Source organism: Streptoverticillium reticulum (genome assembly GCF_047456005.1).
Lineage (GTDB): Bacteria > Actinomycetota > Actinomycetes > Streptomycetales > Streptomycetaceae > Streptomyces > Streptomyces reticulum.
Map to the genome: position 1 here is coordinate 7,992,867 of NZ_CP179755.1, position 14,926 is coordinate 8,007,792.

The following is a 14,926-nucleotide window of genomic DNA, read 5'->3' on the forward strand; positions in this document are numbered from 1 at the left end:
GGCGGGGGGTGAGGCCCGGTGGTGGGGCCGGCGGGGCAGCGGGTCGCGCTGCCGGGCCGGCGGGGTGGCCGGGTCAGGCCGGGACGGGGGAGCGCAACGCCCCCTGGAAGGCGGCGAACGCCTCCTCGGCGCTGCGGTCGTCGAGGACCGCACGGTCCCACGCCATCCGGAGGCGGAGCTCGGGTCCCTGGGTGGCGGCGAGCGCGAAGGGGGCCGGGATCCGGCGCCCGTCGACGTGCACCTCGCGCCCTTCCACTCCGCCCAGGCACAGCGGGGGACGACGCCGGACGTCGTCCACGGTCAGCATCCCGTCGAGGCGGCCGGACCACGGCGACCCGGCCGACCGGGCGGCGTGCACCACTTCGTCGAACGGGGTGTCGGCGCGGTCCAGGTCGTCCCACCAGGCCTCGGCCGTCGCGGCGGGCGCGAACGGGGCCGTGCCGGTGGCGGCCGGGAAGACCACGGTGTTGAGGAAGCAGCCGAGCACGGGCGGTGCACCCGCAGGGCGCCCGCCCCACGGGTAGCCGACGGGGGAGACGGTCCCGGCCCCGAACAGGGCCCCGGCCGCGGCCCGGCAGGCGTCGAGCAGCGCGGGGAACGGGGCGCCGCCCGCGGGCGAGGGCAGGGTCGCCTCGGCCGCGCCGGTGGGCAGCGCGCCCGCGGGGATGGACTCGGGCCGGGGGAGCGGAGTCGATTCGCTTACGGCGCGCAGGCGTTGGCCCCAGTAGGCCAGCGCGTCGGGTGCCGCCGCGCGGTGTTCGGCGTCGAGCTGGAGCAGCACCGTCTCGTGGTAGGCGGCCAGTTCCGCGGCCGCGGCGGAGGGCGGCACGTCGGCGGGGCCGCGGCCGTCGCGGTAGGCGGTGCCCAGCTCCTCGACGATGCGGGCGAGCGACTGGCCGTCGCAGACGGCGTGGTCGAGCACCACCGCGAGCACCTCTTCCCCGGTGGCCGGGCCGCCCTGTGCCAAGTACAGCCGCAGCGGCGGGCCTTCGGCGGCCCAGCCGGCCAGCGCCCGGCGCAGCGCCGGGTGCAGGTCCTCGCCGGGGGCGCAGTCGAGCAGTTCCAGGGGGATGTCCGGCTCGGCCGGGCGGAGGACGGGGGTGCCGCGGACGACGCCGTGGCGGGCGCGCAGCGCGGGGTGGAGGGCGGCGAGGTGGCACGCGGCCGCGCGCAGCCGGGCGGGGTCCACGGTGCCGTGGGGGAAGGCGAAGAACATCGGGACGAGGTCCGGGCGGCCCGCGGAGTCGAGGGAGCGCACCAGGACGAAGCGGCGCTGGGCGCCGGTGAGCGGCAGCAGTTCCGCCGTCCGGTCGCCTGTGCCGAGGCGTCGGTAACGGGCCAGGTACTGGCTCGTGATGCTGGGGGACACGGGGGTCTTCTCTCGTGATCGGGAAGGTGGACAGACGGCTGCGTCAGCCGGTGGCGACGGTCTCGCCGCGGTCCTCGTGCGTCGGCGCGGGCAGGTCGCGCATGCGGCGCAGCGGTGAGAGCAGCAGGGGGAGGGGGACGAGGAGGAAACCTGCCGCGCAGAGCCACAGGGCGGCGCGTGTTCCGTACGCCCCTGCGACGGCGCCGCCGGCCAGGGCGCCGAGCGGGAGGGTGCCCCACATCAGGAAGCGCAGCGTGGCGTTCATACGGCCGAGCAGCCGTGGCGGGCAGAGCGACTGACGGAAGCTCACCTGGGCCACGTTGTAGACGACGGCGCCGAAGAAGACCACGCCCGAGGCGAGGGCGAACAGCGCGGTGGTCCCCTTCCCGGACAGTGGCCACAGCAGTGCGAACGGCCCGGTGACCAGTGGGGACAGCCAGATGATGCGGGCCTGCCCGAACCGGCCGGCCAGTCTGCCCGCGCACAGTGCACCGGCGAGGCCGCCCACGGCGGAGACCGACAGCATCAGCCCGAGCGCGGCCGGTTCGAGACCGGCCACGCGCACCAGGAAGACGGTCTGCGTGGCCATCAGCACCGCGGTGAAGAAGTTGCCCAGGGCGGTCGTGACGGCGATGACCCGCAGCAGCGGGTGACCGAGGACGAAGCGCAGGCCCTCCGCGATGTCCGCGCGCAGCGAGGCACCGGGCGCCGGTTCCGGCGTGCTCTCGGGACGGCGGATGCCGAGGAGGAACAGGGCGGAGAGGGCGTAGCCGAACGCGTTCGCCACGATCGCCAGGTGGGCCCCGACGAGCTGCACCAGCCCGCCGCCGATCCCGGGACCGGCCACCTGGGACGTCGAACGCACCGCCTCCAGCGCCCCGTTGCCCGCGACCAGCCGGTCCCGGGGCAGCAACTGCGGCAGGTAGCTCTGGTGGGCCACGTCGAAGAAGACGGTCGCCACACCGGTGACCAGTGCGACGGCGTACAGCTGGGCCATGGTCAGCACACCGGCGGCACCCGCCAGGGGAACGGTGGCCATGGCCAGGGCGCGTACGACGTCGGCACGGATCAGCAGCGGCAGCTTGCGCATGCGGTCGACCCACGCCCCTGCCGGCAGCCCGACGAGGAGGAACGCGGCGGTCTCGGCGGCGGTCAGCAGCCCTACCTGGAAGGCGGGTGCGTCGAGTTCGAGGACGGCCACGAGCGGCAGTGCGACCAGGGTGACCTGGGCGCCCGCCTGGCCGGCGGCGGCACCCGCGAGCAGGAAGCGGAACTCGCGCATGCGAAGCAGGCCGCCTGCGGCGACCCGGGGTAAGGGGGACATGGGGCAGACCCTGATCGTGGCTCGATCAGGAGTCAAAACACAAAGAACACTTTGAGTCGTTTCTTCCTGCCATTTGCCTCTTGAACGCTAAATCTTTCACATGCGACGGGTTGGGGGCGGATGAACGGAAGATGCTGCGCCGAGCCACGGGAACCCTTCCGGCCGCGGGCGGCGGGTACTGCGGGTGGCGATGTTCCGGCACACCCCATGGGTGGGTGTTTGTCCGAAAATCATCAGCCGGCACCCCCTGCGCCGGATGTGCCCTACCGGCGTGTTTACGGGCGAGCCGGAGGCGGTTCGGAGACGGACCGCGATGTCAGGTATCGCCTATATCCGAAATATTCGCGTAACAGTTCCCGGCTAGCGTCCGCGCCAAGGAGGGAGCACGCATGCACCACGGCACCAGCACCACCGACATACGCATCCGCCCGGCGGCATCCGCGGACCTGGCCGAGCTCACCGACATCTACAACCACTACGTGACCCACACCCCGGTCACCTTCGACATCGACCCCGTCGCAGCCGGGCAGCGCCGCGCCTGGCTGGAGGCCCACCCCGCCACCGGCCGCCACCGGCTGCTCGTCGCCGAGGAGGCGGACCGGGTGCTCGGCTACGTCTCCAGCAGCCCCCTGCGCCCCAAGCAGGCCTACGAGACATCGGTGGAGACCAGCATCTACCTGGCCCCCGGACACACCGGCCGCGGCCTCGGCGGCAAGCTCTACAGAGCCCTCTTCGAGGTCCTGGCCGGCGAGGACGTCCACCGCGCCTACGCCGGCATCACCCAGCCCAACGAGGCCTCCGTGAAGCTGCACGAACGCTTCGGGTTCCGCCCGGCCGGCGTCCACCACCAGGTCGGCCGCAAATTCGGCACCTTCTGGGACGTCGCCTGGTTCGAGAAGCCACTCGGCTGACGGCGGCCTCGCGGCCTCGCGGCTTCGCGGCTTCCGGGTGAACAACGCAGCCCCCGGTGTCGCCGCCCGGCGCCCGAGGAAGGGATCCGGGGACGCGGAGACGGGTTGCGGAGGAGAGCGCTGTGGACATGCCGGTGGTGACGATCTGCCAGGTCGGGGAATGCGCCTACAACCAGGAAGGCGCCTGCCACGCCCTGGCCATCACCGTCGGCGATGCCACGCACGCCGTGTGCGACACCTATTTCAGCCACCCGCAGAAGGGCGGCGACGCCGCGTCCACCGGCCGCGTCGGCGCCTGCAAGGTCTCCGGCTGCCGGCACAACGTCGACCTCGAATGCCAGGCTCCCGGCATCACAGTGGGCTCGGTATGGGCCACGGCCGACTGCCTCACCTACACCGCACGGTGACGCCGACCTGCGGTTTTACGGGATGACCCTGGGTCGGCCCGGGAAAATATTCGGACGACATCCGGCGGCTCCGCTGTTAGTTTCACGCCTTATGGAACCACTCGGCGACAACGCCATACGCGCCTCCTTCGTGAACTGCTCGAAGGGCGAGGCACGCAGGATCAACCTGCCGCGGGAGCTGGCCGAACTCCCCTGGAGCGACCTCGACTTCCTGGGCTGGCGCGACCCGGGAGCCCCGGACCGCGGATACCTGGTGACGCAGCGCGGCGAGCAGACCGTCGGCATCACCCTGCGGGTGCCGCAGGGCGGCCCGCGCAGCTTCACCAAGACGACCATGTGCTCGTTCTGCCTGACCGGCCACCCCGGCTCGGGCGTCTCCCTGCTGGCCGCCCGCAAGGTCGGTGCCTCCGGCCGCGACGGCAATACGGTCGGCGCCTATATGTGCGCGGATCTGGCCTGCCCGCTGTATGTGCGCGGAAAGAAGCAGTCGGCGCTCGTGCACCGCTACAAGGAGAGCCTGTCGGTCGAGGAGCGGCTCGCCCGCATGCAGGGCAACGTCGACGAATTCCTGGACAAGATCCTGCAGGGGTGAACCCCCGCCGCGGGATTCAGCCCTCCGCGCCGATCAGCTCGCAGGCACGCCCCACCGCGGCCAGCGCCTCGGCCGCCCGGCCGGGATCGGCGGCGACGACGTCCAGTGCGGTGTCCGCGAACTTGATCACGTGCTCGTCGCCGTGCGCCGCCGCCCGCTCGAACGCCTCCTCGGGGGTGGGCGGCGCGGCGGCGGGGGAGACGAGCGGCGATCCGGGTGCGTACGCGGCCGTGACCACGGCACTGGCCTGCCAGGCCGCCGCATAGCTGGGCGCCCACAGGTCGCGGGGGAGCGCGGGGAGCGTGCGCAGGACGGCGTTCGGTGCGGTGGCGGCGTGCACGAGCATGACCGGACTGCCGTGGGCGTGGTCCGCGTACCGGTAGGTCGACTCCCGCACCAGCTCCGCCAATAGGTCACGGGCGTCGTCGGGACCGGACGGCGCCTGCAGGGCGCCTGCCGCCGCGGGCCAGCCCGGTGTGGCGGAGAGCCGGGCGACGCGGTCGAGGATCCCGCCCTCCTGGTCGGGTACGGCCGGTACGGCCGCCAGGGCCTCGGCGGCACGGACGGTGCCGGAGGGGACGGCAGCCGGGGTCAACGGCAGGTGGCGCGCCGCCCAGTAGCCGAGCGCGTGCCCCAACTCGGCGGTGCGCGATGCGCCGGCGCCGTCCGCGAGGAGGGTCCGCACGGCGTGCCCCACGCGGATCGCCGGATGCGTGGCACCCGCCAGAATGCCGGGCAGCAGCCGCGGCCACCACGTCACCAGCACGTCCTGCCAGGGGCGCTTGCCCAACTGGCCGGTGAAATAGGCGATCCAGTCGCCGAGATGACGCGGATCGCCCAGTACCTCGCGCCAGTTCTCCTCGTTCAGCAGGAGGCCGGTGCGCGGCGGCATGTCCTCCAGTTTGTGCCGGTAGCCGTCGATCCAACCGTGGACGTCGGATGCGTGCCCATGGCGCGCGAGTGCCTCGACGGCCATGGGGGCGTGGTTGGAGAGCCGGCCCAGATGCTCGGGGCCGGTGCGGTGAAGCCGGTTCAGGGCTTCGTCGAGCGTGCTGTCCGCTGTTGTCGCAGTCGTCTCGGATTCCCTCGGTTCCCTCATGGGAGCACGCTAGGCGCGGAGTGCACGTCCGGGTAACGGGCTTTGGACGTACGTCGTACGGCCGGGACCAGGTCCGGCGCGAGTGCTAGGGCGTGTCCGATGGGTCAGTGCGGGCCCCGCGGCGCCCGGCACGGCACCTCGCCGCGTTGTCGCATCACCCGAGTACGCCCAGTACGCGGGTAATGCTCCGCCTTGCGATGCACCGCACCGGACACCGCGGGGCCCGCACTGACCCATCGGACACGTCCTAGGGCCTCTTGGGTGTCCTGACGGGCGGTCGGGCAGCGCGGGGTTGTCCGGTCACGGTCACCTGCCAGATGGCGAGGAGCAGCAGCGTGCCGGTTTCGGCGATGAGGCTGAGGACGGCTTGTGGCGCGGGCTGCAGACCGTGCTCGGCGAATCCGAACACTCCTACGGTGCGTGAAGCGGCGAAGCCGCCGAGAGCGCCGAGTGCGACGCCCGCCGCAGCGGTCCTCAGCAGCAGAGGCGGTGTCCCGATCAGCAGCAGGACGGCGAGGGCGAGGGAAGCGCCGGCCTGGAGCAGGAACAGGGAGCCGATGACGTGGACGAAGCGGTACCCGCCGATGTAGAGCTGGGCGTGAACGAATCCGCCGGCGGCGAGGGTCGCGGCGGTCGTCGACCGTAGGACGGGGACAAGGAATCTGTGGGTGCTCATGCCAGTCTCTGTTCCTTGACGGCCAGTTCGCGGTCGCCTCGGTGGTAGCCGACGGTGCGGATGCCGAGCGCCTCCTTGAGCTGTCGGGCGGGGACGACCTGCGGGGTGGGGGCGGGGGCGCGGCCCGGTTTGGGCAGGGGGTAGGCGGTGGTGGTGGCGGAGTGGAAGGTGATGTTGCCGTCTGTCTTGGTGAACAACTGGTGGACGTGCCCGTTGAGACAGGTGACGGAGGAGAAGCGGCGCAGCAGGGCGATGACCTTGAGGGCGTCGTCGGTGCTCCAGCCCCACTGCGGGTACATGGCGAACAGCGGGATGTGGCTGAAGACCACGACGGGGGTGTCCGACGACAGTCCGGCGAGGTCCTTGCGGACGAAGTCGATCTGGTCGGTGCCGAGGTGGCCGAGCTTCTCCAGGCTCAGGGTGTTGACCAGGGCGATGAAGTGCACGCCGTGGGTGTCGAAGCTGTACCAGCCGTCGCCGAGCGTGCCCATGCCGAAGGTCCGCCGGTAGGCGCGGCCTGCGTCGCCGATGGAATCGTGCTCGCCCGGCACGGTGAAGACGCGGTCCGTCCTCACCCCGGCCATCATCTGCTTGACCTGGTCGAACTGCCCGGCTGTGGAAAGGTGGGTCAGATCGCCGCTGTGCATGACGAAGTCGGGTCTGAATCCGAGCGAGTTGACCTGCTTGATCGCTTCGGCGAAGGAGCCGACCACATCCGTGTTCGCCGGGCCCTGGAACCCGATATGGCTGTCGGAGACCTGCACGAACCGCAGCGCGCCGCCTCCCGCTGCGGCGGCCCCGGCGTTGGTGTCCCGGGAGTCGGCGATGTGGCTTATCACCTCTCCGCCGGCCACGGTCAGTATCACCGCACCGCCGAACCATCCTGCGTGCCGCATGAGTTGCCGTCGCGTCATGCCGTGTTCGGTGTCGGGCCGACCGGCGTCGTCGGCCAGTGCTCCGTCGTGGCTGTCGTAGTAGCCGGTCATCGGGTCACCTCCACGGTGGCGGTCATGAACGGATGGATGGTGCAGAGGTAGGCATAGGTGCCGGGCTCGGTGAACGTGTAGCCATAGGTGGCATGGGTGGCCAGGGCGGCCGAGTGCAACGGGCCGCCCGATCCGGCGCTGGTGACGGTGTGGGCGTCGGTGTCCTGATTGGTCCACGTCACCCTCGTGCCCACTTTGACCTTCAGCGTGGCCGGGGAGAACGCGAAGTTCTTGATCGCCACCGCGTTCCCGGTCACCGGAGTGGCTGGCGCGCCCGTGTCCGAGGGATTCATGGGCATGCCCATACCGGGCATCGGCGAGGTGCCGGGAGCGGAGTCCTTCCCCGGTCCCGTGGCGCCGGGCATCCCTGCCGTCCGGTGCTGCCCCGGACCGGGTGTGATGGCGTCGGCTCCGCCGGCCGGGGAATGCGATGACTGGCCGCATGAGCTGAGAAGCCCCACCGCGCCGGTAGCGGTGATGACGGCGGCAGCCAGCCCGGCCGCAGCGCGTGATCGTCGGCCTGGCGTGCGAAAGTTCGGGTACATGGTGTCCGTTCCTCACTGATCAGGCGGAGACGGGGACTGCGTCGGCTCGGCGCACGTCACCGCTGGAATATGTGGTGGATGCCGTGTTCATGGGCGTGTGCCCTTCATGGACCCGGCGAACGAGCATGGGTGCCGCCCCGGGCCGGCGGCTCGCCTCGACGTGCCTCGCGCTGCACATCCGCCCTTGTGCGTCGCCCTTGTGTGCCGCGAAGGGCCGGGCGGTATGCGGTAGTTCTCTCTGTGGTGAGCCGCGAGGAATTGCGCGTGAGTCGGCTCTTGTCCTGCTCCACGGACGGCGGGAGTCTCACGGTTCGGTGGATATGCATTTTTTGTGAGGCCTCTTGGCGTGGCCCCCCGCAAGGTCCGGCAGGGGCATGCCATCCGCGACGCGCACAGAGCGTCAGCTGCACCGTGCCATGCGTTACGGGACAAAGCGGTATATATGCGCAATGATCGGTTTATGCCCTGGAGCTCCCGAAAACGTGGCCCGAGGACCGATCCAAATCGCTCCGCGCGCCGTGTCTCTGGTAGGGGGACGCTGTCGACTGCAGATGAGGAGCTGCTGCGCACTCTCTACGCGGAGCACGCAGGAGCCCTGTTCCACTACGTGCTGCGACTGACCTCGGGAGATTGGCAATGGGCGGAGGATGTGGTGCAGGAGACACTGCTGCGGGCGTGGCAGCACCCCGCCGCGTTCGACCCCGCACGCGGCCCGGCCCGGGCATGGCTGTGCACGGTCGCCCGGCACCTGGTCATCGACGCCCACCGGGCCCGGCAGGCCAGACCGGCCGAGGCCGGCGGCGAGGCCCTTCAACGGGCTGCCGAGCAGACGCCTGGCGAGGACCAGATCGAGCAGGCACTGCAGAGCTGGGTGGTTGCCGAAGCCGTCCGGTCGCTGTCCCCGGACCACCGCGCCGTCCTTCTGGAGACCTACTACCGGGGCCGGACCATGGCGGAGGCCGCACAGGTGCTGGGCATCCCGCTGGGCACCGTGAAGTCGCGGACGCACTACGCCCTGCACGCCCTGCGGCTGGCGCTGCAGGAACGGGGCATCGAGCCATGACCGTGGCGGGCAGGAGGTGGCGACCATGAGTGCGGAGCACGACACCCTTCGGCTGGCACTTGGGGGATACGTCCTGGGCACGCTGCCTCCGGCAGCACGGGAACAGGTGCGCATCCACCTCACGGAATGCGCCGAGTGCCGGGCCGAACACACTCTGCTGGCGGGATTGCCTGCGCTGCTGGCGACGGTCACCGAAGCCGAAGCCTCGGGCCGGACGGTACCGGCGGCCGACGGGGACCTGGCCGACCGGCTGGTGGCACGGGCAGCCGAAAGTGCGCAGGGCTCCCTGCCCGAACGGCCCGCCGTGCCCGTGGAGCCCGCGGCGCCGAAGGCGCCGACAGGGGGTGTGCTGGAGGGGCTCCTCCAGCAGGCCGCGGCCCGCCGCCGCAGGACCTGGCGTCTGCAACTGGCCGGAGCGGCCGCCTCGCTGACGCTCATCGCGGCAGCGGCCGGCGGCACATGGCTGGCGGCCGTCGGGTCCGTGGGCAGTCAGGCGACGCCACCCGGGCCGACCGCACCGACTGCCTGGCGCACCTTCTCCGGAAGCGATCCCAGCACCGGTGTCACCGCCTCGGTGAAGGTCTCACCCTCTGCATGGGGCAGTGTCCTGCAGGTCTCCGCCAAGGGGGCACCCGCCGGAATCACCTGCCGGCTGCAGGCGGTCGGACCCGGCGGAGCCAGGGCGGACGGCGCCACCTGGCGGGCGGGCACGTACCCTCCCGGCACCACGGTCCCAGGGGCGGTCGCCATGTCCCCGGGAGCCATCGACCACTTCGAGATCCTCGCGGACAACGGTCAGAAGATGGTCACCATCCGGGCGTGAGGCGAAGTCGGGGGCGTCATGTCACTGGGCGGCCTGATCGCTCAGTGACATGACAGCAGCTGCCGGACATGAGCGCACGGCGGCATAAGAGGCCAAGAAGACGTCGCCACTGGGGGGCTGCGTCGTCTGTACTGGGCAGTTCTGCGGCTCGTTCGCGGGGCCCTTGCCCGCTCCCGTCACGCGGCATCCCGCAGTGGCAGGCCGGTCGCCCCGGAGCCCTCCCGCGGCGCGCTGACGGTTTCCGGGAGCTGGTGACCCGCACGCCGGTTCTGGCGAATCGGCCGCGTCCTCAGCCGACTTGATCCGGGCCGGACCGAGCCGAGGTGCGGGCAGGGGCGCTCGTCCGGCCCTGCAACGTGACGTTCCCGAAGGGCAGAGGCGAGTGGGTCCAGTCAGGCCGCCCCGGCGTGAGGTGCACCGCGAGAAATTGACCAAAAGGGGCGAAAAACTCGAACCATCCGGCATGCGTCGCCCGTGGAACTGAATGAGCGCGCCCCTTCAGGATCCGGCCTATCGACAGCCCCCCGAAGTGGTTGTTGATGGTCTCCCGTTCCGCTCTCCGCATATCCACAGAAGAGCCAGAACCATGTTTGTGACCGATTTCCCCAGCCCGAGTTCACTGCTCGGCCGGCCCTGCCGCCGCGAGGCGCTGCTCACCCTGCCCGCGCAGGAGGCGCACGTCCCCGCCGCTCGTCACTTCGCGGACGATCTGCTGGAGACCTGGAGCGTGCCCGCAGGCGAGCGGGACTCCGCCGTTCTCATCGTCGACGAACTCGCCGCCAACGCCGCCCGGTACGGCCGCGAGCGCATGACCCTGCTGCTCGTCCTCGACGACGGCACTCTGCACATCGTGGTCACCGACTCCGGCACGGCAGTGGAGCGGCATCGCCCCGACATCGCCCCCGACGAACACGGCCGCGGCACCGGCATCGTCCAGTACCTCGCCCAGTCGACCGAGGTCCACCAGACACGCAGCGGCCGCGAAGTCCGCGCCTGCCTCAGGTGCTCGCCATGACCGGGCCGGGCGTTCCGCACGAACTGCGGCTCCCTGCCAGGGCCGATGGAGGTGCGGGCGTGCATGTCACCCCGAACAGCGGTGAGGCGATCGGCGCCCCGCCCCCGGACGAGGCATACGCGAATGCGCCGGACCTGCGCTGCGAGATGCACCAAGTGCTCGCTGTCGGGGCCGAACGCGACGGCCGCCAGGCCGGGCCCGTCACCGGCCCCCCGGCCGACGCGACAGCCGCCGAACGCACCTGGCTGCTACGACGGGCCGCCCTCATGGACCGGATGGTCCTCGACGACCCCGGCCCCGGCCCGGTCGCAGCCGCCGCAGAAACCGCTGAGCAACTCGTCCAGCACGACCGTCGCCATCCCGACCTGGTGGCCGGCCCGTACCACCCCGATGCGATCACGCTCGCCCCCGGCCACGGCCTCTACGTCCGCCAGGAGTACGCCGCCTGGACGGCTGCAGGGCGCCCCGGAATCTGAATCGGCCCCGATCCGACAAGGAGAAGGACTCATGGCCTGCAAGGACATCGACACTGACACATTCGAAGGGACGGTGTGCTGATGTTCCGCAATGCGCTGGAGCCCTGGCACCTGCTGATCCTGGTCGTGGTAGTGGTTTTGATCTTCGGGTCGAAGAAACTGCCGGACATGGCGCGGGCGTTGGGCAAGTCCATGCGGATCCTCAGGAGCGAGACCAGGGCCATGAAGGACGACGACGTCCCGAACGAGCCACACCCTGAGCCTGAGCCTGAGCCTGCACCGGGACCGGGACCGCGGACGATCTCGGGCACTCCCGGAGACACCGCCACCGCCCGCACCGCGCCCGTGGACGACGGGACCAGCCACGGAGGCTGAGCCCGGTCCTGCGCGGAGACGGTCAAGTACTGACGCAGGCCGGTGGCTTCCGGTCTGCCGCACGAGACGAGGACGCGGCGTGAACCAGTCGGCCCGCAACAGGGAGAAGGACCCCGAGGGGCGGATGCCGCTCGCGGAGCATCTTCGTGAGCTCCGCAGCCGGCTCGCCAAAGCCGTCCTTGCCGTCCTGGTCGTCACGATCGCCGCGGCCTTCTTCTACAAGGGCATCATCAACGTCTTCACCAGGCCTGTGCTGGACTCGGTCGGCTGCCCGACGTCCTTCGCCGATCTGGCCAAGCGCACCGCGGACACCACCTGCGCACGGATCACGATCAACGGTCTGCTCGCGCCCTTCACCCTGACGCTGAAGGTGTCCCTGATGGCTGGCGTCGTGCTGGCCTCGCCGGTATGGCTGTACCAGCTGTGGGCGTTCGTCGCCCCCGGCCTGCACAGGCACGAGCGGAGATATGCCTACGCCTTCGTCGGCGCGGGCGTCCCGCTGTTCTTCGGCGGTGCCTGCTTCGCCTACAAGGTGCTGCCCACGACTGCGAAGGTGTTGATCGACTTCACCCCGCACGGGGTGGACAACCTGCTGCCGCTGGACGATCTGCTCGACCTCGTCACCCGCATGGTGGTCGTCTTCGGCCTCTCCTTCGAGGTGCCGCTGCTGCTGGTGATGCTGAACCTCACCGGAGCGCTGTCCGGTCGGCGGATGCTGGGCCGGTGGCGCGGCACGATCATGAGCATCACGGTCTTTTCGGCTGTGGCGACGCCGAGCACGGACCCGCTGACCATGCTGGCGCTGGCCGCGCCGATCTGGGCGCTCTATTTCTCCGCCGTTGTCTTCTCGCTTCTCCACGACCGACGCAAGGCCCGAAGAGAGGCGGAGGAGCTCGGCGACGACGAGACCTCCGACCTCGACCTCACGCCGTAAGACGACGCGAACTGAGGAGCCTTCGGCGCGGTGCGGACTCGGCGCCGGTGGTGATGCGCCAACAGCGGCCGTGGCGCAATGTTCGGGCCAGTTGTACCCGATATGCCGGGTACAACTGGCCCTTGGGCACAGCCGTGCGGCGCGTTGACGCTGCACGGGTACGGCAGTCAGACGTGTTGCGCGACGAAGTCGGCGACCCGCGTGCCGAGTTGCTGGCCTGCCTGGTTGTCGATGGAGGTGTGCTGGCCGGACCATATCCGGCTGAGCCACGCCTCGGTGGCGGCGTGCTGGAAGCCGGTGAAGGTTCGGGTGACGCCCTTCGACGTCACCGTGAGGTGGTGCTGCGCACCGTAGAACCCGGTGAGCGTCGTTGCTGCCGCCTGGCTGAGAGCAGCGTGGGCGGCGGGGTAGGACGGATCCGGGGCGGTCGGCAGCAGAGGGGTCCAGCCGGGGTCGCTATTGATGCGCGGGTTGTCGTGCGTACCACCGAGCTGTATGGCGGTCACGGGCCGCCATACGCGGTAGGTGTACTTGGCGTCGTACATCGCGATCGTGGTGTCGGCGAGAGAGAGGTCGAGCCGGGCGAAGACCTTCACCGCCTTCTCCAGGTCTGCGTGCTGGGAGGTGACGAGGTCCTGTGCGATCTGGTTCCAGACGTTCCAGAGGGGCGCTGCCGCCCAGAACTTCCCGGCTGCGGTCTGATCGGGGGTGCGGGTGGTGCTGGTCTTGTTCCCCAGGTTCTTGACCTCATTCAGGGCTGTGGCGTATTCGGCGGTGCTGACGGCCGGCGGTGACGCCGGGCGGAACTGGCTTCCCTTGGTCAGTACGAACGGCTTGACCGAGCCCCAGTTGGTGAACACCGGTGTGGGGAAGTCGGGCGGCGTGGGCCGGTAGCCGCCGGCCACGGTGCCGGTACTGAACGGCGGTGGCTTGGCCGAGGACCCGTCATGGGATCGCAGGCCGATCAGTCGGCGGGCGACCTCGGCTCCCACCCGAGAGCCCGCCTGCTTACCGGGGGCGTCGGGAATCGTGGCCAACTGGCTGCTCAGCCGTCGGTCCACGCTTGCGCGCTTGGCCGGGTACAGGGCCACCAGCACATCGTGGGCTGCTTGGTCCGCTGCGGCGTCTGCACGGGCGTCCTGCGGCGCCGGCACCGAGAACAGGTAGGGAGGGCCGGCCCGGGTGACCGATACCACCGCGTCGTACTGGGCGGCCTGAAGGAGCGCGAAGCTGCGCGTGGGGTGGACGGTGGGCGGTTGGGCCTTCGGATCGCCCAGGACGGTGATGAGCTCACGGTTCCACTCCACGACCGACATCCCGGAGGACCGGGCGGCGGCGTGTGGGGTCGGGGGGTGAGCGGGTGCGGTGGCGGTGGACCCGAAGGCCGTGCCAGTGAGTCCGGCTGCCAGCGCGGTTCCGGTCAGTGCAGCGAGTATCTTGTGCTTTCCGTTCATTTGCTGTGGTTCCCTATGACGGGTGGTGGGTTGGGGCAATCAGTGGCCATGCACTTCGATCGCGTGGGCCACTTCGGGGCGCCTGCTCCGGAGTTCGACTGGACCGTGAAGCCGGTTCCGTCTGCCCAGTAGTGGCGCTTGTTCATTTCCACGGACGGCGGACACCGCGCGGTTCGGTGGATTCGCACCTTTTATGGCGTCTCTTCATGGACGGGCCGTACGAAGTCCGACACCTCGTGGAGCACACACACCGTGTCGACATGCTTGCGTTTCGTGGCTTCGCGCGTCGAAACGTAGGGGGAGCGCCCCCGTCTGGCCGGTGCCGCCGCTGGCCGCCGGGGGAGTCGCATACGCAGCAGGCCGACCGGTCACCGTCCTCCCCTGAAGGAGCGACTACCTCGACTGCGGGGCACAAAGTTCCGCTGGACACACCCTAGGTATTGCTTCGGGCGGTCGGGTCCCAGAGCCCTCCTGCCTCGCCGCGGGACAGGTGCTCGGCATAGACGCCGACCTTCCAGGCGATGACGGAACGGCACTCCTCCAGCGCTGTGATCTGTGCATCGACGCGCTGCCGGTGGGCGTCGAGGAGCTGCAGGCGTTCCGCCTCGTTGCCCGGGCCATGCCGCACCAGCTCGGCGAACCGCTTGAGGTCGGCCAGCGGCATACCGGACTCCCGGAGCTTGACGCAGATCTGCAGCCAGTCGACATCGAGTTCGGTGTAGCGCCGCCGCCCGCCCGAGGTGCGCCGGACCGGTCCGACCAGCAGGCCCTCACGCTCGTAGAAGCGGAGGGCGTGCACGCTGAGTCCGGTCCGCTCGGCCACCTCGCCGATGCTCAACGGCTCTTCACGCGCCTCGGTCGTCGTCATGCCGCCCAG

The 14,926-nt window shown here is 70.6% G+C and carries 17 protein-coding genes; 9 read left to right on the forward strand and 8 right to left on the reverse strand.

The window, feature by feature from the left end; all coding sequences use genetic code 11:
• Nucleotides 1-73 precede the first annotated feature (73 nt).
• Complete coding sequence (locus ACMATS_RS36385) at nucleotides 74-1,369, reverse strand: non-ribosomal peptide synthetase (protein ID WP_414170441.1); 1,296 nt, start codon at nucleotides 1,367-1,369, stop codon at nucleotides 74-76.
• Nucleotides 1,370-1,412: 43 nt separating this feature from the next.
• Nucleotides 1,413-2,693, reverse strand: a complete 1,281-nt coding sequence (locus ACMATS_RS36390) for an MFS transporter (RefSeq protein WP_414170442.1) — start codon at nucleotides 2,691-2,693, stop codon at nucleotides 1,413-1,415.
• Nucleotides 2,694-3,082: 389 nt separating this feature from the next.
• Between ACMATS_RS36390 and ACMATS_RS36395 the strand changes: the two genes are divergently transcribed.
• The 3 genes from ACMATS_RS36395 (at nucleotide 3,083) to ACMATS_RS36405 (ending at nucleotide 4,603) form a co-directional block, all read left to right on the forward strand.
• On the forward strand, nucleotides 3,083-3,604 hold the full coding sequence (locus tag ACMATS_RS36395) for a GNAT family N-acetyltransferase (protein ID WP_390779468.1): 522 nt from the start codon (nucleotides 3,083-3,085) through the stop codon (nucleotides 3,602-3,604).
• Between the two features lie 128 nt (nucleotides 3,605-3,732).
• Nucleotides 3,733-4,011 carry a DUF1540 domain-containing protein gene (locus tag ACMATS_RS36400; protein ID WP_414170859.1) on the forward strand — a complete coding sequence of 93 codons (279 nt, stop codon included), beginning with the start codon at nucleotides 3,733-3,735 and terminating at the stop codon, nucleotides 4,009-4,011.
• 91 nt (nucleotides 4,012-4,102) lie between these two features.
• Nucleotides 4,103-4,603, forward strand: coding sequence for an FBP domain-containing protein (locus ACMATS_RS36405; RefSeq protein ID WP_390779467.1), 501 nt, complete (start codon nucleotides 4,103-4,105; stop codon nucleotides 4,601-4,603).
• Between the two features lie 16 nt (nucleotides 4,604-4,619).
• On the opposite strand, the gene ACMATS_RS36410 is transcribed toward ACMATS_RS36405, so the two are convergent.
• From ACMATS_RS36410 to ACMATS_RS36425, 4 genes are all read right to left on the reverse strand, one after another.
• Nucleotides 4,620-5,702, reverse strand: coding sequence for a questin oxidase family protein (locus ACMATS_RS36410; protein WP_414170443.1), 1,083 nt, complete (start codon nucleotides 5,700-5,702; stop codon nucleotides 4,620-4,622).
• Between the two features lie 247 nt (nucleotides 5,703-5,949).
• Nucleotides 5,950-6,378, reverse strand: a complete 429-nt coding sequence (locus tag ACMATS_RS36415; RefSeq protein ID WP_414170444.1) for a hypothetical protein — start codon at nucleotides 6,376-6,378, stop codon at nucleotides 5,950-5,952.
• Nucleotides 6,375-7,364: a metallophosphoesterase family protein gene (locus tag ACMATS_RS36420; RefSeq protein WP_414170445.1), complete on the reverse strand. Its 990-nt coding sequence runs from the start codon at nucleotides 7,362-7,364 to the stop codon at nucleotides 6,375-6,377. Before ACMATS_RS36420 ends, ACMATS_RS36415 begins: the two co-directional genes overlap by 4 nt.
• A complete protein-coding gene (locus ACMATS_RS36425) occupies nucleotides 7,361-7,657 on the reverse strand; it encodes a plastocyanin/azurin family copper-binding protein (RefSeq protein WP_414170446.1) in 297 nt (98 codons plus the stop codon). Before ACMATS_RS36425 ends, ACMATS_RS36420 begins: the two co-directional genes overlap by 4 nt.
• 712 nt (nucleotides 7,658-8,369) lie before the next feature.
• On the opposite strand from ACMATS_RS36425, the gene ACMATS_RS36430 reads away from it, so the two are divergent.
• The 6 genes from ACMATS_RS36430 (at nucleotide 8,370) to tatC (ending at nucleotide 12,595) form a co-directional block, all read left to right on the forward strand.
• The gene (locus tag ACMATS_RS36430; RefSeq protein WP_390779464.1) at nucleotides 8,370-8,972 is read left to right on the forward strand and encodes a sigma-70 family RNA polymerase sigma factor; all 603 of its coding nucleotides are present in this window, start codon (nucleotides 8,370-8,372) and stop codon (nucleotides 8,970-8,972) included.
• Between the two features lie 25 nt (nucleotides 8,973-8,997).
• Nucleotides 8,998-9,795 carry a zf-HC2 domain-containing protein gene (locus ACMATS_RS36435; RefSeq protein WP_414170447.1) on the forward strand — a complete coding sequence of 266 codons (798 nt, stop codon included), beginning with the start codon at nucleotides 8,998-9,000 and terminating at the stop codon, nucleotides 9,793-9,795.
• A gap of 586 nt (nucleotides 9,796-10,381) precedes the next feature.
• A complete protein-coding gene (locus ACMATS_RS36440) occupies nucleotides 10,382-10,810 on the forward strand; it encodes an ATP-binding protein (protein ID WP_390779462.1) in 429 nt (142 codons plus the stop codon).
• 59 nt (nucleotides 10,811-10,869) lie between these two features.
• Entirely contained in the window at nucleotides 10,870-11,286 is a 417-nt protein-coding gene (locus ACMATS_RS36445) for a hypothetical protein (protein ID WP_391153521.1), read from the forward strand.
• Between the two features lie 81 nt (nucleotides 11,287-11,367).
• Nucleotides 11,368-11,661, forward strand: a complete 294-nt coding sequence (gene tatA, locus ACMATS_RS36450) for a Sec-independent protein translocase subunit TatA (RefSeq protein WP_414170860.1) — start codon at nucleotides 11,368-11,370, stop codon at nucleotides 11,659-11,661.
• Nucleotides 11,662-11,740: 79 nt separating this feature from the next.
• Nucleotides 11,741-12,595, forward strand: a complete 855-nt coding sequence (gene tatC, locus ACMATS_RS36455; RefSeq protein WP_414170449.1) for a twin-arginine translocase subunit TatC — start codon at nucleotides 11,741-11,743, stop codon at nucleotides 12,593-12,595.
• Between the two features lie 167 nt (nucleotides 12,596-12,762).
• On the opposite strand, the gene ACMATS_RS36460 is transcribed toward tatC, so the two are convergent.
• Together ACMATS_RS36460 and ACMATS_RS36465 are read right to left on the reverse strand one after the other, a co-directional pair.
• Nucleotides 12,763-14,049 carry a vanadium-dependent haloperoxidase gene (locus tag ACMATS_RS36460; RefSeq protein ID WP_414170451.1) on the reverse strand — a complete coding sequence of 429 codons (1,287 nt, stop codon included), beginning with the start codon at nucleotides 14,047-14,049 and terminating at the stop codon, nucleotides 12,763-12,765.
• Nucleotides 14,050-14,482: 433 nt separating this feature from the next.
• Complete coding sequence (locus ACMATS_RS36465; protein WP_414170452.1) at nucleotides 14,483-14,917, reverse strand: MerR family transcriptional regulator; 435 nt, start codon at nucleotides 14,915-14,917, stop codon at nucleotides 14,483-14,485.
• Nucleotides 14,918-14,926 lie beyond the last annotated feature (9 nt).